The 24,317-nt window shown below is 71.3% G+C and carries 25 protein-coding genes and 1 pseudogene; 9 read left to right on the forward strand and 17 right to left on the reverse strand.

The features are described from left to right. From PV679_RS31505 to PV679_RS31515, 3 genes and pseudogenes are all read left to right on the forward strand, one after another. A pseudogene (locus tag PV679_RS31505) lies at positions 1 to 257 on the forward strand (hypothetical protein); the annotation flags it as partial. Positions 258 to 271: 14 nt separating this feature from the next. Then, entirely contained in the window at positions 272 to 1,036 is a 765-nt protein-coding gene (locus tag PV679_RS31510; protein ID WP_319684115.1) for a hypothetical protein, read from the forward strand. 232 nt (positions 1,037 to 1,268) lie between these two features. Beyond that, positions 1,269 to 1,877 (forward strand): hypothetical protein, encoded by a 609-nt coding sequence (locus PV679_RS31515; RefSeq protein WP_319684117.1) that lies wholly within the window; start codon positions 1,269 to 1,271, stop codon positions 1,875 to 1,877. A 151-nt stretch (positions 1,878 to 2,028) separates the two neighbouring features. On the opposite strand, the gene PV679_RS31520 is transcribed toward PV679_RS31515, so the two are convergent. Beyond that, the gene (locus tag PV679_RS31520) at positions 2,029 to 2,514 is read right to left on the reverse strand and encodes a hypothetical protein (RefSeq protein ID WP_319684118.1); all 486 of its coding nucleotides are present in this window, start codon (positions 2,512 to 2,514) and stop codon (positions 2,029 to 2,031) included. Between the two features lie 312 nt (positions 2,515 to 2,826). Here PV679_RS31520 and PV679_RS31525 point away from each other — a divergent pair, with 312 nt between their 5' ends. After that, positions 2,827 to 3,486 carry a class F sortase gene (locus PV679_RS31525; RefSeq protein ID WP_319684120.1) on the forward strand — a complete coding sequence of 220 codons (660 nt, stop codon included), beginning with the start codon at positions 2,827 to 2,829 and terminating at the stop codon, positions 3,484 to 3,486. Between the two features lie 25 nt (positions 3,487 to 3,511). On the opposite strand, the gene PV679_RS31530 is transcribed toward PV679_RS31525, so the two are convergent. Beyond that, positions 3,512 to 4,360 carry a polysaccharide deacetylase family protein gene (locus PV679_RS31530; RefSeq protein WP_319684122.1) on the reverse strand — a complete coding sequence of 283 codons (849 nt, stop codon included), beginning with the start codon at positions 4,358 to 4,360 and terminating at the stop codon, positions 3,512 to 3,514. Between the two features lie 356 nt (positions 4,361 to 4,716). Between PV679_RS31530 and PV679_RS31535 the strand changes: the two genes are divergently transcribed. Continuing rightward, on the forward strand, positions 4,717 to 5,175 hold the full coding sequence (locus PV679_RS31535) for a universal stress protein (protein WP_319684123.1): 459 nt from the start codon (positions 4,717 to 4,719) through the stop codon (positions 5,173 to 5,175). 62 nt (positions 5,176 to 5,237) lie between these two features. Here PV679_RS31535 and PV679_RS31540 read toward each other — a convergent pair whose 3' ends face one another. Continuing rightward, positions 5,238 to 6,416 carry a CapA family protein gene (locus PV679_RS31540; RefSeq protein ID WP_319684125.1) on the reverse strand — a complete coding sequence of 393 codons (1,179 nt, stop codon included), beginning with the start codon at positions 6,414 to 6,416 and terminating at the stop codon, positions 5,238 to 5,240. A 266-nt stretch (positions 6,417 to 6,682) separates the two neighbouring features. On the opposite strand from PV679_RS31540, the gene PV679_RS31545 reads away from it, so the two are divergent. Then, complete coding sequence (locus tag PV679_RS31545; protein ID WP_319684127.1) at positions 6,683 to 7,261, forward strand: sigma-70 family RNA polymerase sigma factor; 579 nt, start codon at positions 6,683 to 6,685, stop codon at positions 7,259 to 7,261. On the opposite strand, the gene PV679_RS31550 is transcribed toward PV679_RS31545, so the two are convergent. Beyond that, positions 7,198 to 7,422 (reverse strand): zf-HC2 domain-containing protein, encoded by a 225-nt coding sequence (locus PV679_RS31550; protein WP_416069842.1) that lies wholly within the window; start codon positions 7,420 to 7,422, stop codon positions 7,198 to 7,200. The two genes, PV679_RS31545 and PV679_RS31550, sit on opposite strands and share 64 nt — an antisense overlap. A gap of 112 nt (positions 7,423 to 7,534) precedes the next feature. Here PV679_RS31550 and PV679_RS31555 point away from each other — a divergent pair, with 112 nt between their 5' ends. Beyond that, positions 7,535 to 8,050 (forward strand): hypothetical protein, encoded by a 516-nt coding sequence (locus tag PV679_RS31555; RefSeq protein ID WP_319684129.1) that lies wholly within the window; start codon positions 7,535 to 7,537, stop codon positions 8,048 to 8,050. Positions 8,051 to 8,104: 54 nt separating this feature from the next. Here the strand turns inward: PV679_RS31555 and PV679_RS31560 are convergent, their stop codons facing one another. The 4 genes from PV679_RS31560 to PV679_RS31575 form a co-directional block, all read right to left on the reverse strand. Next, the gene (locus tag PV679_RS31560) at positions 8,105 to 9,295 is read right to left on the reverse strand and encodes a sensor histidine kinase (protein ID WP_319684130.1); all 1,191 of its coding nucleotides are present in this window, start codon (positions 9,293 to 9,295) and stop codon (positions 8,105 to 8,107) included. Further along, positions 9,292 to 10,800, reverse strand: coding sequence for a cation acetate symporter (locus PV679_RS31565; RefSeq protein WP_319684132.1), 1,509 nt, complete (start codon positions 10,798 to 10,800; stop codon positions 9,292 to 9,294). The genes PV679_RS31560 and PV679_RS31565 overlap by 4 nt, the downstream gene beginning before the upstream one ends. Continuing rightward, positions 10,797 to 11,174 (reverse strand): hypothetical protein, encoded by a 378-nt coding sequence (locus PV679_RS31570; protein WP_319684134.1) that lies wholly within the window; start codon positions 11,172 to 11,174, stop codon positions 10,797 to 10,799. Before PV679_RS31570 ends, PV679_RS31565 begins: the two co-directional genes overlap by 4 nt. A 123-nt stretch (positions 11,175 to 11,297) precedes the next feature. Then, entirely contained in the window at positions 11,298 to 12,044 is a 747-nt protein-coding gene (locus PV679_RS31575; protein ID WP_319684136.1) for a LytTR family DNA-binding domain-containing protein, read from the reverse strand. Positions 12,045 to 12,225: 181 nt separating this feature from the next. On the opposite strand from PV679_RS31575, the gene PV679_RS31580 reads away from it, so the two are divergent. Continuing rightward, a complete protein-coding gene (locus PV679_RS31580; RefSeq protein ID WP_319684137.1) occupies positions 12,226 to 12,870 on the forward strand; it encodes a zf-HC2 domain-containing protein in 645 nt (214 codons plus the stop codon). Between the two features lie 112 nt (positions 12,871 to 12,982). Here PV679_RS31580 and PV679_RS31585 read toward each other — a convergent pair whose 3' ends face one another. Further along, entirely contained in the window at positions 12,983 to 13,849 is an 867-nt protein-coding gene (locus PV679_RS31585; protein WP_319684138.1) for an Fpg/Nei family DNA glycosylase, read from the reverse strand. 190 nt (positions 13,850 to 14,039) lie between these two features. On the opposite strand from PV679_RS31585, the gene PV679_RS31590 reads away from it, so the two are divergent. Next, positions 14,040 to 14,753, forward strand: a complete 714-nt coding sequence (locus PV679_RS31590) for an alpha/beta hydrolase (protein ID WP_416069843.1) — start codon at positions 14,040 to 14,042, stop codon at positions 14,751 to 14,753. 12 nt (positions 14,754 to 14,765) lie between these two features. On the opposite strand, the gene PV679_RS31595 is transcribed toward PV679_RS31590, so the two are convergent. The 8 genes from PV679_RS31595 to PV679_RS31630 all read right to left on the reverse strand — a co-directional run bounded on the left by PV679_RS31595 (position 14,766) and on the right by PV679_RS31630 (position 24,191). Beyond that, positions 14,766 to 15,617 carry an amidohydrolase family protein gene (locus tag PV679_RS31595; RefSeq protein ID WP_319684139.1) on the reverse strand — a complete coding sequence of 284 codons (852 nt, stop codon included), beginning with the start codon at positions 15,615 to 15,617 and terminating at the stop codon, positions 14,766 to 14,768. A 6-nt stretch (positions 15,618 to 15,623) separates the two neighbouring features. Next, a complete protein-coding gene (locus PV679_RS31600; RefSeq protein WP_319684140.1) occupies positions 15,624 to 15,935 on the reverse strand; it encodes an L-rhamnose mutarotase in 312 nt (103 codons plus the stop codon). After that, the gene (locus PV679_RS31605; RefSeq protein ID WP_319684178.1) at positions 15,932 to 16,924 is read right to left on the reverse strand and encodes an aldo/keto reductase; all 993 of its coding nucleotides are present in this window, start codon (positions 16,922 to 16,924) and stop codon (positions 15,932 to 15,934) included. The genes PV679_RS31600 and PV679_RS31605 overlap by 4 nt, the downstream gene beginning before the upstream one ends. 196 nt (positions 16,925 to 17,120) lie before the next feature. Beyond that, the gene (locus PV679_RS31610; RefSeq protein ID WP_319684142.1) at positions 17,121 to 18,485 is read right to left on the reverse strand and encodes a wax ester/triacylglycerol synthase family O-acyltransferase; all 1,365 of its coding nucleotides are present in this window, start codon (positions 18,483 to 18,485) and stop codon (positions 17,121 to 17,123) included. Between the two features lie 102 nt (positions 18,486 to 18,587). After that, entirely contained in the window at positions 18,588 to 20,657 is a 2,070-nt protein-coding gene (locus PV679_RS31615) for a SpoIIE family protein phosphatase (protein WP_319684143.1), read from the reverse strand. A gap of 63 nt (positions 20,658 to 20,720) precedes the next feature. Next, positions 20,721 to 21,872 (reverse strand): DUF6777 domain-containing protein, encoded by a 1,152-nt coding sequence (locus PV679_RS31620; RefSeq protein ID WP_319684144.1) that lies wholly within the window; start codon positions 21,870 to 21,872, stop codon positions 20,721 to 20,723. Between the two features lie 429 nt (positions 21,873 to 22,301). Then, positions 22,302 to 22,472, reverse strand: a complete 171-nt coding sequence (locus tag PV679_RS31625) for a hypothetical protein (protein ID WP_319684145.1) — start codon at positions 22,470 to 22,472, stop codon at positions 22,302 to 22,304. Positions 22,473 to 22,694: 222 nt separating this feature from the next. Continuing rightward, complete coding sequence (locus PV679_RS31630) at positions 22,695 to 24,191, reverse strand: SDR family NAD(P)-dependent oxidoreductase (RefSeq protein WP_319684146.1); 1,497 nt, start codon at positions 24,189 to 24,191, stop codon at positions 22,695 to 22,697. Positions 24,192 to 24,317 lie beyond the last annotated feature (126 nt).

A 24,317-nucleotide genomic window follows, 5' to 3' on the forward strand; every position in this document is an offset into this window, starting at 1 on the left:
CACCCGAGCCACCGCCACCGGCGCCCCGCCCGGCACCGCCGCCACCGCCCGCACCGGTCTTCAAGCCGGCCCCGACGCCGACCCGGCCGTCACCGACCCCGACCGTCCGGCCCACGCCGTCCGCGGTCGCCCTGCCCGCCTATCACAAGGCGCCCCGTAAGCGGCCCCAGGGCGGCCCGTCCCCCGTCCTGCTGATGCTGCTGATCACGGCTCCGGCCGTGCTCGCCGTAGCCGTGCTGCGTCCCCGCTCCCGCTGATCCACGGAGACTCCATGTCGGAATGGCTCGTTCTGAGCATCGCGATGGCCGCCGCCTGCGTGGTCGTCCTGACCATCGTCGTCATCAACAACCGCCGTGTCGGAGAGGATGACGACCCCACCGAGACCCCCGATGTCATGGACTACATGACGATGATGATCGGCGTGATCTACGCGATCGTGCTGGGTCTGGCGATCGCCGGCGTCTGGGAGGCCCGCGGCTCGGCCCAGGAATCCGTACGCCAGGAAGCCCAGGCCCTGCACGAGATCCAGCAGCGGGTCCAGGTGTATCCCGCCGATGTCCGTGAGCGGATCCGCGGCGATGTCGACGCCTATGTGTCGTATGTCGTCAACACCGAGTGGCCGCACATGTCCGAGCACGAGGCCCTCAGCGCCAAGGGCACCGAGCTGTTCGACGAACTCCGCCGTGATGTGACCCAGTACGCGCCGCGGACCGATCTGGAGGGCCAGGCATATCAGCCGCTGCTCGACCAGGTGGCGGCCGCCGACGACGCCAGGGGCGCCCGGGGAGAGAACGCGGGAGCGACCATGCCCGGAGTCGTCTGGTTCGGCCTCATCACCGGTGCGGTGGTCACGGTGGGCCTGATCTTCGTCCTGCAGATCCGCCGTACGTTCCGCGAACTGCTGCTGGCGGGGCTCTTCAGCGTGCTGATCGCCTTCCTCCTCTTCCTCATCTGGGACTTCGACGCGCCGTACGGCCGCGGTATCTCCGCGACCGCCGGCCCCTTCCTCGATCTGTTCCCGCAGATCGGCTCCTGAGGCGTGCCGTGACCGGCGACGTTCGCCGGTCACGGCGCCACGGCAGGTCCCGGGAACCACCACGGTGTGGAGCGTGCGGGTGTCGGCCAGTCGAGGGACACCCCTGCCCCATTCGCCCGCCACCGATCGCGGATGTGGTAAAGCGCTTCTAATGTTTCCGGCACGAGGTGCATTCCCTGCCATGTGCGGACAAAGGCTCCGCAACTGCTCCTCGGGGACCGGAGGACTGACCATGCGCGCGATACGTGTCGCATCCGCCGCTCTGCTGGGAGTGGCCGCACTCGCACCGACCGCCCCCTACGCCGCGGCCACGGTCAACGCCAGCACCACCCCGTACGGCTACACCGTCACCCCTACCACGGTCATGGCCGGGGGCAAGGTGACTCTGGCCGTCACCAAGTGCAGTACGCCCGCCATCGCCACCTCCGGTGTCTTCGACACCGTCATCATCCCTTCCGGCAGGACAGCCGCCGCCACCGTCGACTGGGACGCCAAACCCGGTGCGAAGTACCAGGTGACGTTCCTCTGCAACGGCGTGTCCGCCACGACCAACCTCAGCATCGCGAGGACCACCCGTGCTCCGGTCGCCTCGCCCAGCAGGACGGCCAACGGGACCGCCGTCCCCGCCCCGGCCGGGACGACCACGGCCGCCGACCCCGCCGCGGCCGTGCCCGCGGTCGGCGCCGCCACCGTCGCGCCGGGAGGCGTCCAGGGCGGGCTCGGCGGCAGCACCGGAGTGATGAACACGACCGAGATCGCCGCCGGCACCTCCCTGGTGCTGATGGCCGCCGCCGGCACCGTCTTCTTCGTACGCCGTCGTGTGTACGGCCGCCGGCACTGATCCCCGTCGCACGGCCGGACAGCCGCCACCCAGCCGGCCGTGCGACACACGACACGCCCATCGCCCCAAGTCCTGCGCCAGGAGGACTCGGGGTGACGGGCGGGCGGGGCGCTTCCGCGCCCCCGGAGGGCCGACCAGGAGGTTCGGCCGGTCAGACCCTCGCACCACTCAGCCGACGACGGCGAGCGACGAACAACGAACCGCCGACGGCCGCCGAGGCGACCAGCGCCGAGCCGATCGCCATCTCCGTGGAACTGGGACCGACAGATCCACCGAGACCGCCCAGCGCGCCCAGTCCGGCGAGCACCTCGAACTGGTGGGTCACCACTCGGTTGTTGTCGTTGCACCGGACGGCCAGGTTGTAACGACCGGGTGTGGCGTTGTCGCGGATCCGGGCCGTGGCCCTGGAGCGCCCCGTCGAATTCACCGACAGATCCGCCCTCGGAAAGGCGTTGGACGTGACGGTGCCCCCGCGGCCGCAGCCCTGGGCCGTGATCTCGATCGTGCCGCCCTGGTGGACCGAGAACGGGTTGACGGTGACGTTGGTCGGGCCACTGTTGGCGCCGGCCGACGGAGCGGCGAGCGCCAGGGCCGCGCAGGCGGTCGCGGACACCGCGAGAGCGCGTGAAGCACGCATCGTTGAACCTCCAGAGGAAGGCGCCCCAAAGCGGTGCTCCGGGAGATTCGACGAGTACGCCCTCCATAACGAACCCTCACCGGGATGATCATTCGCCGCATTTCGGCACTGGTCCACCCCGGTGAGGCGACACGCCGTACGGAGGCGGTCACGTCCGATGGAGCCGCAGGTCACGGACCGTCAGAAGTTTTTATATGCCGATTACTCGGATGGGTCATCGCCACCGGGCGCCACCACCCATTCGCACTCCAGTGATCGCCGCCGGGGCATGGTGCGCTTAGCGTGCCAGCAGGCGCCCACGAAGGGAGAACCATGGGCCCGTACCACGGCGGCCCGGAGTCGAGGAAACGCTCACCCTGGGGCATTCTGGCTCTCGTCATGCTCACCGGCCTCGCGATGATGCGGAACGGGGTGGACGTACCGCTGGGACCGCCACAGCCCGCTTCGGCCGCGGCGCTGGACGGCCGGCCCGATCCGGCGGCGGTCGCCACGGACGTCGCGATCGTCAAGCCGCTGCCCTACGCTCCGATGGCCCGCTTGCGGATTCCCGCGATCAAGGTCGACGCCCCGGTCGTGGACGTGGGGCTGGACCAGGACGGCTGGATCGCGGCTCCGCCGCCGCAGGACCCCAATCTGGCCGGCTGGTACCAGAACGGCGTCGCGCCCGGCCAGCGGGGCACGTCGGTGGTCGTCGGCCATGTCGACAACCACGCGGGCCCGGCCGTCTTCTACGGGCTCGGTTCGCTGCAGAAGGGCCAGCACGTCGAAGTGACCCGCTACGACAACCGGGTCGCGGTGTTCGAGATCTACGGGGTCGAGGTCTTCGCCAAGAACGACTTCCCCGGCGCCCGCGTCTACGGCGACACCGGCCATGCCGAGCTGCGGGTGATCACCTGCGGTGGCGGTTACTCGAAGGCGAACGGCTACGACGGCAATGTCGTCGTCTTCGCCCGGATGGTCAGCACCCGCTGACCATCCGGGCCGACGGCGTCACGGCTCATCGGTACGGCACGGCGATACGGTAACCCTCGTCCAGCAGCCAGGGCAGATAGCGGCGCAGGGCCGCCACGCTCTGCGAGCGGTTGCCGCCCGCGTCGTGCGAGAGGACGACGACCCCCGGACCCGCACCGTCCAGGATCCCGCTGACGATCCTGTCGGTGCCGGGGGCCGTCCAGTCCAGGCTGTCGACGGTCCAGGCCAGCGGCTCCATCCCGAGCTTGGCACCGATCTCGAACAAGTGCTGGTTCCAGGCGCCGTAGGGCGCGCGGTACCAGAGCGGTGGCGTACCGACCGCCTTCTCGATCTCCTCGCTGGTCCGCACAAGCTGCGAGCGGATGCCGGACGGCGGAAGGCTCGGCATCAGCGGATGCGACCAGGTGTGATTGCACACGAGATGCCCGTCGTCGGCGATCTCGCGCGTCAGGTCCGGATATTCCTCGACCATCTCGCCGCAGACGAAGAACATCGCGCGCACGTCGTACTGACGCAGTGTGCGCAGGATGTCCGGGGTGTAACGGGGGTCGGGCCCGTCGTCGAAGGTGAGCACCATGGAACGGCCCAGTTCGGGCAGTTCCAGCAGCGGCTCCTTGCGTACCTGGAGCGCGGGTCTGCTGTAGCGGGGCGCGACGCCCTCCATCATGGGTTGCAGCCGGTACGAGGAGGGTTTGAGCGGCGCGCTCGCCTTTGGTCCCGCCGCCTTCGGTCCCGCCGTCGGGAGCGGGGTCGCGGGCCGGCCGGGCGCCTCCGCGTGTCCCGCGGTCAGCATCCGCGTGGTGACGGCGACGCCCAGACAAGCGGCAATCCGCAAGACGGCGCGGCGCCCCGGAATCATCTGATCCTTTTTCATGACCAATGGCTCGCACGGCGGAAGGTCCGTGCCGCTCAGCAACACTGGTTATCCGGGTGAAAGCACCCGATGGGACCAGCAGTTGCGGCTCCCGGCCCCGGTTCACGGGCGGCAGTCTCTCACGAATGGCCGATAGCCGAACGCCGCCGGCCGACGGGGCCACGGCGCCCGGCGAACGGGACGCGCCGTCCCTCGCGCTCCGCGCTCCGCCGCGCGACGGCCGCATCCGCGCTGTCGCGTAGGTCACCGGCGTCCCGCGACATACCGGCCCGGTCCCCCACCACTCCGACATTCATGATCACCGCGCGGGAGCACCGCCGCCGGAGCGCTCACGCGGAGCGGATAGCCTGCCTGCCGTGACTGAGCAGCCAACCAAATTCGAACGCGGTACCGATGGCCCGAAGGTGATCGTCGTCGGCGTGGACGGATCGCAGTCCTCGTTCCGCGCGGCCGCGTACGCCGCCGGTCTCGCCCGGCGGCAGAACGCGCTGCTCGCCATCGTCTATGTACAGCCCGTAATGGCGTCGGGCGCCGTCCTCGGCGCCCCGGTCGCGGAGACGACCGGGGCGATCGCGGAGGGACTGATCGAGGAGATCCGCTCGGCCACCGAGCGGACCAGAGGAGCCTGGAGCGTCCGCTGGGAGTTCCACACCTTCCACGGCGATCCGTACAACGGACTGGTCACCGCCGCCGACGAGCTCAAGGCGGACGCCGTGGTGGTCGGCGCCTCGGAGTCGGCGGGACACCGGATCATCGGCTCGGTGGCGGTCCGGCTGGTGAAAGCCGGCCGCTGGCCGGTGACGGTCGTCCCGTAAGCCGCTCGGAGCGGCCGGAGGCGCCGCGCGGATCCAGCGGTCCCGGGCGCCGCGGAACGCCGTCAGCGGCCCATCGTGAGGCCGTCGGCGGCGGCGCCCCGGTCCAGGACCGCCTCACTGATCTCCGACTGGACCTCGCGGTAGTCGTCCCGGTCGGGCGACTCGCGGACGGCCTGCGGCAGATTGACCACACGTCCGGCGTCGAGATCCATCAGCTGCGGGATGAACTCCGCCTTCTTCACCGGCCAGCGCTGCCCCTTCGCGGCGGGCGGCGCGAAGGTGAACCGCCCGATCGAGCCGTAGTTGCCACGCGGGTCGAAAGCGCCTGAGTCGTTGAACATCGTGCCGGCGATCTGGTCGCCCATGCCGTAGATGATCCAGGTCCCGTTGACCTTCTCGTACGGCTGCGGGACATGGGCATGGGTGCCCAGGATCAGATCGATGTCGGGACGGCCGCCGGTACGGGACGCGGTGAGCTTCTTGCCGAGGCCGATCTGGTCCTCGTCGGGATCGGTCTCCCATTCGGTGCCCCAGTGGAGGCTCACCACCACGACGTCCGCGCCGGCCCGCCGGGCGGCGCGGGCATCGGCGACGATCTTCCGCTCATTGATGAGACCGATCGCCCAGGGCTGTCCGTCGGGCATCGGGAATCCGTTGGTGCCATAGGTGTAGGCGAGCTGCGCGATCTTGGCGCCGCCCGCCGTCAGCAGAGCCGGCCGGGCCGCCTCGGCGGCCGAGCGGGCCGAGCCCGCGTGCTTGACGCCCGCCTTGTCGAAGGCGTCGAGGGTACGGCGTACGCCGTCGGCCCCGTCGTCGAGCGCGTGATTCGAGGCGGTGGAGCACGAGTCGTAGCCGGTAACCCGCAGCCCCCGGGCGATCTCGGGCGGAGAGGTGAAGGCCGGATAGCCCGTGTAGGGCTCGCCGTCGGCGGCGTAGACGGTCTCCATGTGACAGATCGCCACATCGGCGCCGGACACCACCGGCTTCACATCGGCGAGCATCGGCCCGAAGTCGTGGCCGTCGCCGTCCGCGTCCTCGTTCGCCTGGCTGATGACCGAGTCGTGCGGCAGGACATCGCCCGAGGCGACGAGCGTGAAGCCGCGCTGCGCCGCCGGCCCGCCCGCTCCGGCGGAGCCATGGTGCGACGGCCGGCCGGAGGTGTCCGGCCCGCCGCAGGCTGCCGCGGTTCCGAGGAGCAGCGCCGCAGCGGCCACCGCTCCCTGTCGCATGCGCTTCGTCATCGGCCAGGCTCCGTTTTCCCGGGGATATCAACGCAATGAATCCATATAGTCCGATAAGCGGATGTCAAGGAACTTGGCGGACTCAACGCCCGAATCAACCCGAACGCCGCCGCCCGGACCGTTCACCGCACCGCTCGCCGCAGTGAGCGACCGCTCGTCGCACACCTCTGTGCGCCGCCTGTCCCCGGGCGGCGTGATGCGTTCGTATACGCCAGGCGGCGACGACCTCCGCACGACAGCGACCACGCCGAGAAAGGGCGTTCACGATGACCACCGCCACGGCCACGGAGACCGCCGACGAGCGGGCGCTGACGGAGCTTCAGCGCGACCACGGCCCCGCACTGCTGAACTTTCTGCTGGGCCTGACCTACGGCGACCGGCAGCGCGCCGAGGATCTGCTCCAGGAGACCCTCGTACGGGCCTGGCAGCACCCGGAGGCGTTCGAGGGGCCCTTCGAATCCATGCGGCCCTGGCTCTTCACGGTCGGCCGCCGGCTGGCGATCGACGCCCGCCGGTCCCGGCTGGCACGGCCTCCGGAGGTCAGCGACGTCATCCTCGCCGCCACGCCCGACCCGGAGGACCACACGGAGAACACGGTCGCGGCACTCGACGTACGAGCGGCGGTGAAGGCCCTGAGCCGCGAACACCGCGCGGTCCTCGTCCAGATCTACTTCCGCGGGCTGAGCGTGCGCGAGACGGCGCGAGTGCTGGGGATTCCGCCCGGCACCGTCAAGTCCCGTTCGTACTACGCCCTGCGCGCGCTGGCCCGATCACTGCCCGGCTACAGCAGGTCGTCCTCGTCGAAGAGCGCGAGCAGTGACGGTGCGTCTGCCACCTCCAGATAGGCGGCGCCGCACGCGTCGCACCGGCCGAGATGCTCCGCCACCCGCCGGTCCTCCTCCGGCGCGAGCGCTCCCAGCACATAGGCGCCGAGGAACGAGCGCACATGCGAGCCGGAATCAGCCGCTCCGCCGCCGGCCGCGTCACCCTCGGCCACACCCGTCACAATCCACTCCTCTCCGCCGCCCGATCCTGCTCTTCTGGCCACGCGAGGCGGCCGCCGCCGGTTCAATGCTCCCTGAAGCAGGCTTCGGGGACGGGAAGGAAGGCGGAAAGAGATGCGTCCGGAATGTACCGAAGGGGCCGGTGGTGGCGGCCTCATGGTGCCGATGGCTTGGATGTACGCCGAGTACATCGCCGACGAACTGCTGCGCACCGGCGATCTGATGCCGCCGACGACGCTCGAATACCGGGCCGGCCGGGACGCGCTGGCCTTGACGATCTTCCTTTCCGACGGATCGGAGGACGGCACAAGAGTGGTGACCCGGATGGAGGAGTGGCGCTCGCTCACCGCGTACGGGCCGTGTTGGCGGGACTGGGTCTGCGGGCGGCTCGACCGATTGGAGGCGACCGCCTTCGAGTCCCGCTCCGGGACCCGCGATCCTGATCTGGCGCTGGCCGGCGCCGCCTGGAGATGGCTGGAGGAGACGGAGCTGCTGGCACCCGATCTCAATGCCATGGGCCCGGGAAGCGACGACGCGCACACCGTCGCCGAGGAAGAGGGCCCGCAGGTGTGGACCCCGGCCTGGCAACTCGGCCTGCCTCTGGGCCATCTCGCGATCCATCTGTTCTGACGCGCTCGCGGCGCGCGCTCCGACGCGCGTAGACGTCGCGCTCCGGGCCGTGACTCAGGTGCCGTGCACGCCCGCGCGGTACTTGGGGATGCGGACCGTGACCTTCATCCCGGCGCCGACGCCCGTCTCGATGACCAGGCCGTACTCGTCGCCGTAGACCTGCCGCAGCCGTTCGTCCACGTTCAGCAGTCCGATTCCGGTGGACGCGCCGCCCTCGCCGCGCAGGATCCGCCGCAGCAGATCCGGGTCCATACCGACCCCGTCGTCCTCGATCACCACCTCGGCCTCGGAGCCGGCGTCCAGCGCGCTGATGGTGATACGGCTGGTGGCGGCGGCTCCTTCGAGACCGTGCTTGACCGCGTTCTCCACGAGCGGTTGCAGACACAGGAACGGCATGGCGACCGGCAGGACCTCCGGAGCGACCTGAAGAGTGACCGACAGCCGCTCGCCGAAGCGCGCCCGTACCAGCGCCAGATACTGGTCGATGGAGTGCAGTTCGTCGGCGAGCGTGGTGAAGTCGCCGTGGCTGCGGAACGAGTAGCGGGTGAAGTCGGCGAATTCCAGCAGGAGTTCCCGGGCTCGGACGGGATCGGTGCGGACGAACGAGGCGATGGCCGCGAGCGAGTTGAAGATGAAGTGCGGAGAGATCTGAGCGCGCAGCGCCTTGATCTCCGCCTCGATCAGCCGCGTGCGGGACCGGTCGAGCTCGGCCAGCTCAAGCTGTACGGAGACCCAGCGGGCGACCTCGCCGGCCGCTCTCGCCAGCACCGCCGACTCGCGCGGCGCGTAGGCGACCAGCGTGCCGAGGACCCGGTTGTCGACGGTCAGCGGTGCCGCGACGCCCCAGCGCAGCGGACAGTCGAGATCGTCGCAGCCGCCGGCGAACGCCGTGCCGCGACCGCTGCTCAGCACACCGTCGACCTGGTCCATCACCTGTTTGCCGTGGTGCTCGCCGGGGCCGTCCCAGGCGAGCACCCGCTCCCGGTCGGTGAGGCAGAGCGCGTCCGTGCCGAGCAGGGAGCGCAGCCGGCGGGCCGCCTTGCGCGCGCTCTCCTCGGTGAGGCCGGCCCGCAGCGGCGGTGTGGCGAGTGAGGCGGTGTGCAGGGTCTCGAAGGTGGCGTGTTCCACGGGCGTTCCGACATCGCTGGTCCGCTCGGGGCGCGCCGTACGGCGGCCGAGCAGAAAGCCGCCGGCGAGCAGCAGCGGGCCGAGCGCGATCAGCGCGGCGAGGGCCGCTCCGCTCATCGCGTGCCTCCCGTACCGCCCGCGCCGCCGCGTGTGCCGGACATCAGGGCCTCCGGCAGATGGAACCGGGTCATGGCGGCGTTGGTGCCGGGCGGTATCCGGCTCCGGGTGGCCAGGGACACCAGGATCATGGCGAGAAAGCCGACAGGGACGGACCAGACGGCGGGCCAGGCGAGCAGCGCGTGCGGCCAGCCGGACCGTACGGCTCCGCTCACCGTGACCACCGTGGCCACGAAGGCGAGACCGCCGCCGAGCAGCAGCCCGGCGATCGCGCCCGGCGGAGTGAGCCGCCGCCACCAGATCCCGAGTACCAGCAGCGGACAGAACGACGAAGCGGAGACCGCGAAGGCCATTCCCACGGAGTCGGCCACGGGCATCCCGCTGATCAGCAGTGAGCCGCCGAGCGGCACGGCCATGGCGAGCGGAGTGGCCAGCCGGAAGTGCCGTACGCCGCGCGACGGGAGGACATCCTGGGTGAGCACGCCCGCGACCGCCATGGTCAGTCCGGAGGCGGTGGAGAGGAACGCGGCGAAGGCCCCGCCGGCCACCAGCGCGCCGAGCAGTTCTCCGGCCACTCCTCCGACCGCCCGCTCCGGCAGCAGCAGGACGGCCGCGTCGGCTTCCGTGCCGTGCGGGAGTTCCGGTACGTACAGACCGCCCAGAGCGCCGTAGACGGGCGGCAGCAGATAGAACGCGCCGATCAGCGCCAGCACGATGACCGTGGTGCGGCGGGCGGCCCCGCCGTTCGGGCTGGTGTAGAAGCGCACGACGACATGCGGCAGGCCCATCGTGCCGAGGAAGGTGGCCACGATGAGCCCGTAGGTCGCGTACAGCGGATGATCGGCGCGGCCCACGACGGCGGCCGTCAGATCGAGATCGACCGGCGGCCGGCCGTCGCTCTGCCAGGCGAACAGCAGGAACACGGCGGGCACGAGCAGCGCGGTGAGCTTGAGCCAGTACTGGAAGGCCTGGACGAAGGTGATGCTGCGCATCCCGCCCGCCGCGACCGCGACCACCACGACCAGCGCGACGAGCACTCCGCCGAACCAGTCCGGAGCTCCGGTCAGGATCTTCAACGTCAGCCCGGCACCTTGGAGTTGGGGCACCAGATAGAGCCAGCCGGCGCCGACCACGAACACGCTCACCAGTCGGCGCACCGCGCGGGATTCGAGCCGGCCCTCGGCGAAGTCGGGCAGCGTGTAGGCGCCGGAACGGCGCAGCGGGGCGGCGACGAAGACCAGCAGCACCAGATAGCCGGCGGTGTAGCCGACCGGGTACCAGAGCATGTCGGGGCCGTGCAGCAGCACCAGTCCCGCGATGCCGAGGAAGGACGCGGCGGAGAGATATTCGCCGCTGATCGCGGCGGCGTTGAGGGCGGGCCGCACCGTGCGGGAGGCGACGTAGAAGTCGGAAGTGGTACGGGATATCCGCAGGCCGAAGCCGCCGACGAGAATGGTGGCGACCACGACGACGGTGACGGCCGTCACCGTGAAGCTCTGGCTCACGGAAGGGGCCGGCCCTTCACGAGCCGGGCGAAATCGCGCTCGTTGCGTTCCGCGCGCCGTACGTACCACCAGGCGAGGAGCGTCAGCAGCGGATAGGCGGCGAAGCCGAGCACGACCCAGGCAGCGGTGGCGTCGCGCAGCGTGGCGAAGGCGAGCGGCAGCGTGCCGACGACCAGCGTGAGTATCCCGAACGCCGAGAGTCCCGCTCGCAGTTGACTGCGCATCAGAGAGCGCACATACGCGTCGCCGAGTGCGGTCTGTTCGTCGATCTCGGCCTGGGCCCGGTAGCGGGGCAGCGGGCGTACGCGGCGGGGCTCGCCGACGACGATCTCGCGCCGCGGCGCGGGCCCCCGGGATGCGGGCTCCCCCGTCATGATGTCTCCTCCCCGCCGGGCCGGCGCGCGCGCTCCTGTCCTACGGGCGGACGGCGCCGCTCACGCGACACGCCCCAGGGCCCGGAGTGTACGCAGCCCGGCGATCCATCGGGAAGGGCCTGGTCAGCGCCCGGCCTGTCGCATCAGCAGATCCCGCAGCGCACGGGCATGGCGACGGCTGACGGCCAGCTCGGCCGCGCCGACGCGCACGCTCATCGCGCCCGCGTCCAGCCGCAGTTCGTCGATCCGGGCCAGAGCGACAAGATGGCGGCGGTGGATACGCACGAAGCCGCGTGTCCGCCAGCGCTCCTCCAGGGTCGTGAGGGGAATCCGTACGAGATGGCTGCCGGTGCCGGTGTGCAGCCTCGCGTAGTCGCCCTGCGCCTCGGCGTAGGCGATGTCGTCGACGGCGACGAAGCGGATCACACCGCCCAGTTCGACGGGTATCTGATCGGCGGCGGGGGCCGGTACGGGCCCCCGGCCCACCAGTTCGGCGACCCGGCGGACGGCCTCGGCGAGCCGCTCCCTGCGGACCGGTTTGAGGACATAGTCGACGGCCTTCAGGTCGAAGGCCCGCACGGCGAAGTCCTCGTGTGCGGTGACGAAGACGATCAGCGGCGGCTCGGCGAAGCCGGCGAGCAGCCTGGCGACATCGAGTCCGGTCAGCCCGGCCATATGGATGTCGAGGAAGACCACGTCGACGCCGGCCGGGTCGTCGGCGCCCGCGTCGAGCGCGGCGCCGATGCGGCGCAGCGCCTCCGTGGCGCCGGTGGCACCCTCGGCGGCGCGGATCCGCGGGTCGGCCCTGAGCAGATACAGAAGCTCTTCGAGGGCCGGTTCCTCGTCGTCCACGGCCAGTACACGCAGCATGACGCCGGAGTGTAGGCGCTTGGCCCCGGCTGACAATCCCGCCTGGCCCGCGACGCCCCGCACGCACACTCGCGGCGTTGTCGGAGTCGGCCACGTACGTCCCGTACGAGACCGCTCCTCCGCCTTGCGCTCGGACACGGCGGGCTTGAGTGATTCGGCGCTCCGCCGCGTACCAGACACCATGCGGACCTTGGACCTCCATCGCAGTGCCGGCGCCTACGCGCTGGGCGTGCTCGACGCCGCGGACGCGTTCCGCTTCGAGGATCACCTCATGGACTGCGCGCGGTGCACGCTGCTGCTCGCGGACTTCGGACGGGTGAGGAGCCAGCTCGACGAGTACGCGCGGCGAACTCCCGCGGAGGTGGCGCCGTTCGCGGCGGCGAGCCCGGAGCTGCTGGCCGGGATGCTCGACCGTACGTCCGCCGGGCGGCGGACCGGCCGCAGAAGACGGTTCGCGCTGGTGGCCGCGGCGGCGGTGCTCGTGGCGGGCGGTCCGCTCGCCGTCCTGGCCGCGGTCCCGCGGCCGGGTCCGGTTTCCGAGGCCACCCGCTGGACGGCGACGGACGGCGCGGCCGTGGTGACGGCCGCGGAGAGGGCATGGGGGACGGATGTCGGGCTGGAGCTGGTCCGGCCGGCCGCTTCCGGGGTGTGCGCTCTGATCGCGGTGGGGCTGGACGGCTCGCGGGAGACCGTGACGACCTGGGCGGCGCGGGCGGGACAGGGCCCGCTGATCACCGGCGGCGGCGCGGCGCTGCGGCCGGACGAGATCGACCACTTCGAGGTACGGACCGCCGACGGCCACCGGCTGATGACCATCGGCTCATGACCGCCTGCTCATGACGACCGGCGCGGGCCGGACCGCCGGAGCCGTGCGGGCGGACGGCGGCCCCGGGGCCTCTCCTGTGGATCGTGCCGGTTGGCGCGCCCGTGGCGGCCCGCTACTTGAGAAGCCGGGACATCCTGCGGTCGGCGAGCGGTTTCCCGCCCGTCTGACAGGTGGGGCAGTACTGGAGCGACGAGTCGCTGAAGGAGACCTCTCTGATGGTGTCGCCGCAGACCGGGCAGGGCTCACCGGCGCGACCGTGCACCCGCAGCCCGCTCTTCTTCTCCGCCTTGAGCCGCCCGGCGGCCACTCCGCGCGAGCGCTCGACAGCCTCGCGCAGCGTGGAGCGCATCACCTCGTACAGGACGGTGATCTCGTCCTCGGAGAGGTTCTTCACCGGCTTGAACGGCGACATCTTCGCGGCGTGCAGGATCTCGTCGCTGTAGGCGTTGCCGATTCCCGCGATCAGACTCTGGTCCCGCAGCGCGCCCTTGATCTGCCGTCGCTCACCGGCGAGCAGCCGTGCGAACGCGTCCCGGTCGAAGGAGTCGTCGAGCGGATCGGGGCCGAGCCGGGCGATGCCCGGGACGTCCGCCGGGTCGCGTACGAGATGGACGGCGAGCCGCTTGGTGGTGCCCGCCTCGGTGAGATCGAAGCCGTCTCCCTCGCCGAGGACGACCCTGAGGGCGAGCGGTCCTTTGCCCGGTCGCGGGGGCTCCGGCGGAAACGAGTCCTTCCAGCGGAGCCAGCCCGCACGGGCGAGATGGACGGCGAGATGGAGTCCCGCGTCACCGGCGACGATGTCCAGATATTTGCCGTGCCGGGCGATGGCGGTGACCGTGGCGCCCTCCAGTGCGGAAAGCGGCGGATCATAGGTCTTGAGGGCATTGATCGTGAGAGGCAGGACCCGGACGATCTCCTTGCCCACCAGTTGGCCGTCGAGGAACTCTCGCAGCGCTTCGACTTCGGGTACTTCCGGCATGGGTCCAGCGTGCCGCAGGCCCCGTACAACTGCCCGGTGGGCCGGTGCGGCGGGTGATCCGGCGCAGACGGCGGTCCTGCGCATACGGTGAGTCGCTGAGTCGGGTGAGCCGCCGCGGCCGCGGCGGCGAATCATCCGCCAGAGGTGTGCAGGGCCATCGCCTCGCACCGTCGGAAGGAAGGGGCCCCAGGTGCCCGTACGCGATCGCCGAGCCGTCGTCCAGCCCGCTCTGATCCTCGACCGGACAGCCGCACGGCCCCGCGCGGCCGTTCTGCTGCTGCACGGCGGGTGCTCGGAGAGCGAGGAGCCGCCGAGTTCGCTGAATCTGCCGGGCGCGCGGATGCGGCCGTTCATCCGCTCGGTGCTGCGGGCCACCGACGGGTACGACGTGGTGGTGGGCCGGGTGCGCTACCGGCACCGGGGCTGGAACGGCAGCCGCGCCGACGCGGCCCGCGACGCGCGCCGGGCGCTCGACGAGCTGGAGGAGCTGGCCGGGCCGGTCCCGGTGGTCCTCGTGGGGCACTCGATGGGTGGCCGCGCCGCGCTGGCGGTCGCCGGACACGATTTGATCAGCGGCGTGGTGGGCCTCGCGCCCTGGTGTCCCAGAGGCGAGCCGGTGGAGCAGCTCGCGGGCCGCCGCGCGGTGCTCCTGCACGGCACCGGTGACCGGGTGACCGATCCGCGCGGCAGTGTCGAACTGGCCGCGCGCGCCCGGGAGGCGGGCGCCGAGGCCTGCGCCGTACTGCTCGCCGGCGGCGACCACGCGATGCTGCGCCGGGCCGGCACCTGGCACTCGCTGGCGACCGGCTCGGTCACCGCGCTGCTGGGCATGGACCCGTTTCCCGACAAGGTGCGGCTGGCGTTTCTCCGGGGCGACGGAGAGGACCCGGCGCATCAGGCGTAGGACGCGCGTGGTTCAGAGGCCGTAGACGCGCCGCGCGGTGCTCGCGAAGACCGCGTCCCGCTCGTCCTCGCTCAGTCCGTCGGTCACGGTACGGGCCGCGTCGAGCACCTCGCCGTAGGTGGCGGCCAGCCGGCACACGGGCCAGTCGGAACCGAACATCAGCCGGTCGGGTCCGAAGGCTTCGAGCACGGTGCCGGCGTACGGACGCAGCCCATTGGCCGTCCAGGAGTCCCAGGCCGCCTCCGTGACCATCCCGGAGAGTTTGCAGACGGTGTTGGGCCGGGCGGCCAGGGTCCTGATGTCGGTGGCCCAGGGCTCCATGCCGCCCGCGGCGATCGGAGGCTTGCCGAGATGGTCGAGGACGAAGGTCAGTTCCGGCAGCAGCTTCGCCGCCTCGGCCGCGGCCGGCAACTGATGATCCCGGACGATCAGGTCGTACACCAGGCCGGCGGCGGCGACCGCCGCCAGGCCGCGGCGCACCTCGGGGCGGAGCAGCCACTCCGGGTCGGGCTCGCCCTGCACCTGGTGGCGGATGCCCACGAGCTTGTCACCGCCGGGCAGCCCGCGCAGCTCGGCGAGGGTGTCCGCGACGCCGGGCGCGGTGAGATCGGTCCAGCCGACGACGCCGGCGACCAGTTCGCTGCCGTCGGCGGCGGCGAGGAACTCCGGGGTCTCCTCGGGCACGTCGACGGTCTGGACGAGCACGGTGGCCGTCACTCCGGCGGCGCGCGCCTCGGTTTCCAGGTCGTCCAGGGTGAAGTCGCGGCGGATGGGCGCCATCGCGGGACCGGTGATCCAGTCCTGGTCGCGCACGGACAGATCCCAGATGTGGTGGTGGGCGTCGACGACGGCCGGCTGTTTCATCAGGCGTCAGAGCTCCCAGACGACGGGCAGTCCGGCGTCGGCGCCGCCCGTGGAGTAGTCGTGCACGACATCGAGCAGCTCCGCCATCCTGGCCTGCCAGGCGACATTGACCGGGAGCTGGTCCAGTTCGGCCAGGAGGCGCCCGTAGTCCTCGCACTCCAGCAGATGGAAGAGATCCGTGCCGCTGCGCCAGATCGTCCAGGAGGTGGCTCCCGCCGCGCGGATCGCGGCGGTGAGCGCGGCGGGCACCTCGCGGTGCGCGGCCTCGTACTCCTCGACGCGGTCGGCGCGGACCCTGGTGTGCAGAGCGACCCTCATGACAGGGCTCCGTCCTCGGTCAGCAGTCCTTCGTCGCGCAGCTCGGCCCAGAGGTCCTCGGGGATGGTACGGCCGGCCTGTGCGGCCGCGTCCGTCACCTCCGCGGCCGATCTGGTGCCGACGAGGACACTGGCGACCGCCGGATGGCGCAGCGGGTAGTGCAGGGCCGCGGCGCGCAGAGGGATGTCGTACCGCCGGGTGACGGCGTCCATGCGCAGGGCCCGGTCGAGCAGGATCGGCGAGGCCGTGGCGTAGTCGTAGGTCGCGCCGGGACGCGGGTCGGCGAGCAGCCCGGAGTTGAAGACGCCGCCGACGACGACGCTCTTGCCGCGCGCGGCGGCCTCGGGCAGCAGCTCGGTGAGGGCCGACTGGTCGAGAAGGGTGTAGCGGCCCGCGCACAGGACGACATCGACGTCGGTGTCGCGGAGGAAGCGGGTGAGCATCGTGGTCTGGTTCATGCCGGCGCCGATGGCGCCGACGACCCCTTCGGAGCGCAGCCGCTCCAGGGCCGGATACGCCTGTTCGAAGGCTTCTTCCTCATGGCCGTCGGGGTCGTGCAGATAGACGATGTCGATATGGTCGAGGCCGAGCCGGCCGAGACTCTCGTCGATACTGCGGCGTACTCCGTCGGCGCTGAAGTCCCATACGCGGCGGTGAGTGGCCGGTACGGCGAATCCGTTGGCGAGGTCGTCACCGACCGGCGCGGTCTCCGCTCCCGGTACGGGTTCGAGCAGCCGGCCCGCCTTGGTGGAGAGGGTGTAGTCGCTCCGCCTCCTGGTGCGCAGCGCCTCGCCGAGCCGCCATTCGGAGAGCCCGAGACCATAGTGCGGCGCGGTGTCGAAGTAGCGGATGCCCGCGTCCCAGGCGGCCTCGACCGCGGCCGCCGCCTGGTCGGGTCCGACCGGAGTGTAGAGATTGCCGATCCCGGCCGCCCCGAAGGACAGTCCGGTCACGCTGACCGCACTGCGTCCGAGCGTGGTGTGCCGCATACCGCTGCCGCCTCCCGATGTGCCGACGCCGACCGCCCTGTCGCCGGTCGCCGCGTCGCGGATCGTCTGAGCGCCGGCCGGCCGGTCCGTCGGTCGACCGTCGCCGATCACGACGAATATTCATCGGATGACTGGGTGCCGTCAACACCTCTGGAGCAGCTCTCTGCGGTTCCCGCTCCAGAAGCTGTCCGATCTATCAGATGACCCGAAGCAACTCTTCCAGCTCGTCGGTCATCGCGCGCGCGAGCCGTTCGAGGTCAGGGACGGCCTTGCCGTCGGCGACCAGACCCACATGCACCCGCCCGCCGTACGTGGACAGCGCCACCGCCAGGGACTGTCCGCGCGCGAGCGGCGCCATCGGATACACCTCGCGCAGCGGGCAGCCGCCGAGTGAGAGCGTCGAGCGCGGCAGCGGCACGCTCGTGACGAGGATGTCGAAGAGCATTCTGGCCGCGCTGCCGGCCAGCGGCGCGGCGAGCCGGTGGGCGAACGCCGGCAACTGGTCGGCGAGTACGGCGACCGCGCCGGCTCCGCGCGACGGCCCGCCGGACTTGTTGCGCGCCATGTTCCCGTGGACGGCGGCGAGGCGGGCCCGGGGATCGGGCTCGGTGACCGGCAGCGCCAGCAGATAGGCGGAGAGTTTGTTGCCCGATCCCGGCGGACTGCCGGGACTGCGCCGGGAGACCGGCACCAGGGCGCGTGGCGCGGTGACGGGCAGCCGCTCTCCGCGGGCCAGCATCCAGCGCCGCAGGGCTCCGGCCACCGTCGCCAGCAGGACGTCGTTGGCGGTGCCGCCCACCGCTCTGCGGATCCGCTGGACATCCTCCAGATCGAGCACGGCGGTGGCGAGCCGCCGGGTCCCGCTGGACCCGGCGGTGAGCGCGGGAGTGCCGCGCGGGTCGAGCCGGCTGGCCCGGACGACCGAGGCACCGATACCGACGGCCCGGCCCAGCTCCACGATCCGGGCCATGGCCAGGTCGGCCACCTGCCAGGGGCCCGGCAGCCAGGACCTGGGCGGCACCGGGCGCACCCGGTGGACCCCGGCCGCCCGCGCGTCGGCGATCTGGTCGAAGATGCCCGCGCCGATGGTGACGGCACGCATCCCGTCCGCCAGGGCGTGGTGCAGTTTCACCAGGACGGCGAAGGGGCGGCCGTCCTCGTCGGCGTCCTCGGCGGTCTCGCCCTCCGGAGTCAGGACGTACATCTCCCACGGCGGAATGCCCCGTTCCAGCGGACGCTCCATCAGCTCTCCGGCCGCGCGTGTGGCCTCCGCCGCGAAGTCCCCGTCGGGCAGCGGCAGCCACCGTACGTGCCGGAGCACGTCGAACCCCTTGTCCACCGCCCAGGCCGAACCGCCGACCGGCAGCAGGACGTCCCGTACCCGCATCCGGAGCCGCGGAATGGCCGCGGCGCGCGCCGCGAGCAGTTCCAGTACGCCCGCGCCACCCGCCGTCCCGCGCACCGCGGTGAAGAAGGCGAGCGCGCCGAGGTGCATGGGATGGTCCGCGGATTCGAGGTGCCAGAAAGCCAGATCGATGGGTGCCAGCAACTCGATGGTCAAGGGGATCACCAGATCCTAGAAGGCGAGGGACCGCGGTCCCTCGACTGCGGTCAATTACGGTCAAGTACGATCAGACCACGTACAGTTAACGATGGATTGCGTTCAACGTGACGGCCGGTGCCGGACGATGAACTCGGACCACACGCATTTGCCACTGCCGCGCGACTCCACGCCCCATTCGTCCGCCAGTTCGTCCACGAGCAGCAGCCCGCGCCCCGAGACCCCGGCGGCCCCGGCCTCGCGACGCCGCGGCAGCGTGCTGGACCGGTCCTCGACCTCGACCAGCAGCCGCCGTTCCGTCCCGGGCAGCACCCGTACGGTCACGACCGCTCCGCTGTCCGTGTGCAGCAGCGCGTTGGTGATCAGCTCGTCCGCCACCAGCTCGATGTCGTCGGAACGGTCCCTGGCTCCCCAGGCGCCCACCGCCGCCCGGATCATGTGCCGTGCGGTGCGCAGCGCCTCGGGGTCGCCCTGTGCGACATGCTGCCGGAGCCTGCCGCCGGCGGGCGCACGCGCGCCGCCGCGGCGTAACAGCAGTAAGGCGACATCGTCCTCACCTCCTCGCTCGTCCACCACTTCGGACAGCCGGTCGGCCAGAAGCTGGAGGTCGCGTGGACCGTCGCGCACCAGCGCGGCCAGCACCCGCATCCCGTCGTCCAGATCGGTGCCCGGCTGCTCCACCAGTCCGTCGGTGTAGAGCACCAGGGTCTGTCCCGCGTCCAGTTCGACGGTCTTCACGGGATAGTCGAGCCGTCCGAAGACCGCCGAGAGGCCCAGCGGCATCCCGCCCGGCACCGGCAGCCGGCGGCAGCTTCCGTCGGTGTCCCTGATCAGCGGGTCGACATGGCCGGCCCGGACGAACCGGGCCACACCCGTCGCCAGATCCGCCTCCACATAGGTGCAGGTGGCGAAGCGGTCGGTGTCCAGCTCACGCAGAAAGACCGAGGCACGTGCCATCACGGTGGCCGGCGCGTGCCCCTCGGTGGCGTACGCCCGTAGCACGATGCGCAGTTGTCCCATCACGGCGGCGGCATGGGTGTCATGGCCCTGTACATCTCCGATGACCGCCCCGACCCGGCCGCCGGGCAGCGGGATGATGTCGTACCAGTCTCCGCCGATGTCCCGGCCGAGCCGGGCGGAGCGGTAGCGGACAGCGATCTCGGCGCCGGGCACGGCGGGGATCCGGCGCGGCAGCATCGCCTGCTGAAGCCCCTGCGCCAGATCGTGGTCCTGTTCGAAGAGCATGGCGCGCTGGAGGCTCTGGGCGATGCTGCTGCCGAGGACGACCAGCAGATTGCGGTCCTCCGCGGTGAATCCGTTCTTGTCGCGGTAGAGCAGCCCGAGCGCGCCGATGGGACGCGCCTGCGCGATCAGCGGAAGATAGGCGGCCGCGGTGATGCCGAGCTCGCTGATGTGCGGCCAGAGCAGCGGATACGAGGCGGCGAACTCCCGCGCGGACTCGATGAAGCGCGGTGTGAGCGTCCGTAACACCTCACTCATCGGATATCCCTCGTCGGTACGCGTGACGCGCGTCCCCGGCACATGGGAGCCCTCGGGCCCGTCGGCGACGAGATGGATGCGCCTCGCCTTCAGCAGACCCATGACCAGGCTGGTCGCACCGAGACGCTCCAGACCGTGGGACTCCTTCAGCGCGTCGATGACGTCCTGGACGGTCCTGGCGTGGGCGAGCGCGGCGGTGGTGGACTCGACGACGCTGGTCTGGACCCGGCGCACCGTGTCCAGTTCGAGGCGTGCGGTGGATTCGGCGAGCTCCTGGGTGGCGTCGCGGACGATGCCGATGACGCGCTGGGGCCGGCCGACGGCATCACGCCGGATGAAGCCCTGCACATGGATCCAGTGCGGCGATCCGTCCCGCCGCAGGATCCGGAGATAGGCGCCGTAGTCGACGCTGCCGTCCCTGAGCGCCCGCGCCACCACCCGGTTCAGCCGGACGCCTTCCGTGTGCGGGAGCCGGGCGGCGAGACTCCGCGGCCGGCCGTCGTACTCGTCGGGGCGCAGGTCGAACACGCTGAGGGCCGACTCGTCCACATGCATCAATCCGCTGTCGAGGTGCCAGTCGAAGGTGCCCATCCGGTTGAGCGTGAGGCTGGTGCGCGTATCGGCGGGCCAGTCGTCGGGGAGCGACAGGGACCCCGCTGCCCGCTCAGTCATGGGGAAGCTCTGTCATCGTCTGCCGGATTCTTCGCGCGGTCCTGTCAGCACGGACGCGTCCTGTCAGCGCTGAGACGGTGTGGGACCGGCCAGGGGCCGGTCCTTGGCCTGGGGTCCCGAGTCGACGACGAGCGGGAGCGCCGCGGCGTCCGAGTCGAACGGTGAATCCGACGGCATGGGACAGCCCGGCGGGATCGTCAGGGTCTCATTCGAGATCTCACCCGGCGGCAGGACGGTCGGAGTCGGGCAGTCCGCCCGCGCGCCCTGGCCGGGACCGGTGCCCTTTCCGGGGCCCGTACCCGTGACCGAGTCCGGGGCCGACCGGGTCGGCGACGTCGGCACCGAGCTGATGGAAGGAGCGCCGGAGGCGGTGGCCTCCGTGGGCGGTGTCACCGCGTCCGGATCGGTGATGTCGGCGTCCGCGTCGTACGGCGGCGGGATGTCGGGAGGGCTGTCCTCGTCACCGTCGGCGCCGATGCTCCGCTCGATCCATGTGTGGTCGAGCGAGTTGACGATGGTCAGGCTGTCGACGGCCTGCGCCGTGCGGTTGATGACGATGACACGGTCGGGCTTGTAGTCCGGCCATGGCTCACCCCGGTGCGCCACGGAGCCCTGGGCGGCGACCGGCGGGCGCAGCGGATTTCCGGCGGCGCACCGCACCCTCGGCAGTCCGTGGTCGTCCACCATGACGGCGGTGCCGGCCTGGAGCACGGACTGGAAGGCGATGGCGGATCCGTCGCGGAAGCCATGGGCCGTCACCCTGGTGTCGGCCCGCAGGAACACCGGAGTGAGGTCGCGCAGGAAGCTCGGTACGGAGCCCCGGCCGATGCCCGCTCCCTGGGCGAAGGCCCGTGCCTTCGCTCGGTCCTCGGTGAGAAAGCGGACCTGTCGCTCCACATCACAGCTCGCCAGGGACGGCACGCCTCCGTAGAGGCCCGGCGTGGAGCCGGGAAGAGCGCGCGGAGTCCGCGGAATGGCATTGTCGGACCGCGCGCCGGGCACCGAGGGCCGGGGCGACGGCTTGTCGCCGGCCGCCGCGGCCACGGTCGACGGTGTGAACGGATCGGGGCCCCGGGCCCCGGCCGACTGGAGGAAGAGTTCCTTGATGCCCGACGCGCCCCCGGCACCGTCGCCCCTGCCGCAGCCGGCCGTGATCAGAACGCCTGCGGACAGCACGGCGAACGCCGCATACCGACGACGGATGGGTGAGCGCACCAGAGTCTCCCGCCTGTTCCTCCTGAGATGTTCTTTCCATGTCTGCCGGATCCGCGGCGGCCCCGCAAGCGGGACCGAAGCCGAGGAGCCCTGGACCTGAACGCGTTCAAGGTGCGGTGGAACATCTCCGGTGGCGGTGGACGCGTCCCGGCCGGGCAGCCGCGCGGGATGTCCGCGCTGGTCAGCCGGATCGTGCCGGCCGGCGAGCCGCCGGCCGGCGGCGGCGGCCGCGTCCTCCGGAGCCGCCGGACGGCGCCGTCACTCCAGGTCTCCTCGCACTACGCCGCCGGTGGCCGGCCCCGGTACACCGGGCCGCGGTCCGCGGCGGCGGACGCGTATGACGCCGCACGCGCCGCGTCCCGCACCCCGGGTTTCGCGGGGTACGGGACGCGGCGCGCCTTTGGGGCGTGTCGGCGGAGTGGCTCCGGCTCAGTCGATACCGGGCAGGATGTGCGGCTCGGCGAGGTCGTCCTCGTAGCCGGCCAGTCTGATCGGGGCCGATCTGGCCCACACTTCCAGGTTGCCCAACTGCTTGGGCCTCCGGTTCCGATCGCCGGTTTCCTTGGGTCTCTGCTCATGTTTGGTCAGGTCTGGTCTCACCGCGCACTCCTCTGTGTCGCGCAACACTGGAACAGGGGTGGTTACGTCGCGGTGGCGCCGTCACTCGAACGGGACCGCGGCCGTGGTAATGGACCTGTCCCCGCACGACCGTGGAAATGGTGTGTCCCCGGCTTGGCCGTCCGTGCACACAAGGGTAACCAGATGAGCGCTTCCGCGCTCTGTGGGGCCGCCGTCCGGGTGACACTCCGGCCGGCCGGCCGACTACCAGTTGGCGGGTGCGTAGTCCTTGAGGAAGCAGCCGTAGAGGTCCTCGCCGCTCTCACCGCGCACGATCGGGTCGTACACGCGGGCCGCGCCGTCGATCAGATCGAGCGGAGCGTGGAAGCCCTCGTCGGCGAGGCGCATCTTGTCCGGATGCGGGCGCTCATCGGTGATCCAGCCCGTGTCCACGGCGGTCATCAGAATTCCGTCGGACTCGAACATCTCCTGGGCGCTGGTGCGGGTGAGCATGTTCAGCGCGGCCTTCGCCATATTCGTGTGCGGGTGCCCCGCGCCCTTGTAGCCGCGGCTGAAAACGCCTTCCATCGCGGAGACGTTCACCACATAGGCGCGCTTGGCTCCGGCCGCCGCCATCGCCGGGCGCAGCCGGCTGATCAGGATGAACGGCGCGGTGGAGTTGCAGAGCTGTACTTCGAGCAGCTCGACCGGGTCCACCTCGGAGACCGTCTGCACCCAGCTATTGGTGTGATGCAGATCGGGCACCAGACCACCGGCGTCGATCGCCGTACCCGCCTCGATCCTGGCAAGCGTGGCAGAGCCGCCCACCAGCGCGAGACCGGTGACGTCCGAGGCGCTCAGGCCGTCCTGACCGGCGCCGGCCGCCGGCAGGACCGCCTGGGCGCCGCTGCCGAAGGCTCCGATGACCTGGGAGGCCGGCAGTTCGCCCGCGGGCAGCGGAGCGGATTCGGCGGCGAGGAGTTCGCTGTACGCCTGCGGAGAGCGGCGCACCGTCTGCGCGGCATTGTTGATCAGAATGTCCAGCGGGCCCTCGGCGGCGACGGAGTCGGCGAGCGCGACCACCTGCGCCGGGTCCCGCAGATCGATTCCGACGATCTTGAGTCGGTGGATCCACTCGTCGCTGTCCGGCATCGCCTTGAAGCGGCGAATGGCGTCGCCCGGGAAGCGGGTGGTGATGGTGGTGTGCGCGCCGTCGCGCAGCAGCCGCAGCGCGATATACATACCGATCTTGGCCCGGCCGCCGGTGAGCAGCGCCCGGCGTCCGGTGAGGTCCGTACGCGCGTCACGGCGAGCGCGGTTCTCGGCCGCGCACTCCTGGCAGAGCTGGTGGTAGAAGGCGTCGACCTGGGTGTAGCGGGACTTGCAGATGTAGCAGGAGCGCGGACGCTGGAGTATGCCCGCGATCTCGCCGCCGGCCGAGGAGGTGGGCAGCAGCCCCTGCGTCTCGTCGTCGATGCGCTCGGCGGAGCCGGTGGCGGTGGCCTCGGTGACGGACTTGTCATGGGCCGTCTTGGCGGCCCTGCGCTCCTGGCGGCGGCGCTGCTTCACGGTCCGGTAGATCCCGGCGGTGGCCTGCCGGACCGTGATCGCGTCGGGGTGGTCGACCTCCAGCTTGTCGAGCTCGTCGAGCACGCTCAGGCAGACGGCCATGCGCTCGGGATCGATGCCGGGACCGTACACCCGGCTCTCGCCGTACGGAGCGCTCTCGCCGTACGCCGGGCTGTCCTCTGTCACCGTCATCGCTGCTGCCGTTCCTCGATCACTCGTACGCCGGAGTCCCACATGGGGGCGTTTATGGGCTATTGGGGTGATCCCCGGAGGTCAGGAGCATACCGACACGCCGAGGGCTCTCCAAAATCCCGACAT

It is taken from the genome of Streptomyces sp. AK02-01A, from assembly GCF_033795305.1.
Taxonomy (GTDB): Bacteria; Actinomycetota; Actinomycetes; order Streptomycetales; family Streptomycetaceae; genus Streptomyces.

What these genes read in the sequence shown, in the direction of transcription:
- PV679_RS31510 (WP_319684115.1), top strand. Translation starts at nt 272, where the DNA reads ATGTCGGAATGGCTCGTTCTGAGCATCGCGATGGCCGCCGCCTGCGTG.
- PV679_RS31515 (WP_319684117.1), top strand. Translation starts at nt 1,269, where the DNA reads ATGCGCGCGATACGTGTCGCATCCGCCGCTCTGCTGGGAGTGGCCGCA.
- PV679_RS31520 (WP_319684118.1), bottom strand. Translation starts at nt 2,514, where the DNA reads ATGCGTGCTTCACGCGCTCTCGCGGTGTCCGCGACCGCCTGCGCGGCC.
- PV679_RS31525 (WP_319684120.1), top strand. Translation starts at nt 2,827, where the DNA reads ATGGGCCCGTACCACGGCGGCCCGGAGTCGAGGAAACGCTCACCCTGG.
- PV679_RS31530 (WP_319684122.1), bottom strand. Translation starts at nt 4,360, where the DNA reads ATGAAAAAGGATCAGATGATTCCGGGGCGCCGCGCCGTCTTGCGGATT.
- PV679_RS31540 (WP_319684125.1), bottom strand. Translation starts at nt 6,416, where the DNA reads ATGACGAAGCGCATGCGACAGGGAGCGGTGGCCGCTGCGGCGCTGCTC.
- PV679_RS31545 (WP_319684127.1), top strand. Translation starts at nt 6,683, where the DNA reads ATGACCACCGCCACGGCCACGGAGACCGCCGACGAGCGGGCGCTGACG.
- PV679_RS31555 (WP_319684129.1), top strand. Translation starts at nt 7,535, where the DNA reads ATGCGTCCGGAATGTACCGAAGGGGCCGGTGGTGGCGGCCTCATGGTG.
- PV679_RS31560 (WP_319684130.1), bottom strand. Translation starts at nt 9,295, where the DNA reads ATGAGCGGAGCGGCCCTCGCCGCGCTGATCGCGCTCGGCCCGCTGCTG.
- PV679_RS31570 (WP_319684134.1), bottom strand. Translation starts at nt 11,174, where the DNA reads ATGACGGGGGAGCCCGCATCCCGGGGGCCCGCGCCGCGGCGCGAGATC.
- PV679_RS31575 (WP_319684136.1), bottom strand. Translation starts at nt 12,044, where the DNA reads ATGCTGCGTGTACTGGCCGTGGACGACGAGGAACCGGCCCTCGAAGAG.
- PV679_RS31580 (WP_319684137.1), top strand. Translation starts at nt 12,226, where the DNA reads ATGCGGACCTTGGACCTCCATCGCAGTGCCGGCGCCTACGCGCTGGGC.
- PV679_RS31585 (WP_319684138.1), bottom strand. Translation starts at nt 13,849, where the DNA reads ATGCCGGAAGTACCCGAAGTCGAAGCGCTGCGAGAGTTCCTCGACGGC.
- PV679_RS31595 (WP_319684139.1), bottom strand. Translation starts at nt 15,617, where the DNA reads ATGAAACAGCCGGCCGTCGTCGACGCCCACCACCACATCTGGGATCTG.
- PV679_RS31600 (WP_319684140.1), bottom strand. Translation starts at nt 15,935, where the DNA reads ATGAGGGTCGCTCTGCACACCAGGGTCCGCGCCGACCGCGTCGAGGAG.
- PV679_RS31605 (WP_319684178.1), bottom strand. Translation starts at nt 16,924, where the DNA reads ATGCGGCACACCACGCTCGGACGCAGTGCGGTCAGCGTGACCGGACTG.
- PV679_RS31615 (WP_319684143.1), bottom strand. Translation starts at nt 20,657, where the DNA reads ATGACTGAGCGGGCAGCGGGGTCCCTGTCGCTCCCCGACGACTGGCCC.
- PV679_RS31630 (WP_319684146.1), bottom strand. Translation starts at nt 24,191, where the DNA reads ATGACGGTGACAGAGGACAGCCCGGCGTACGGCGAGAGCGCTCCGTAC.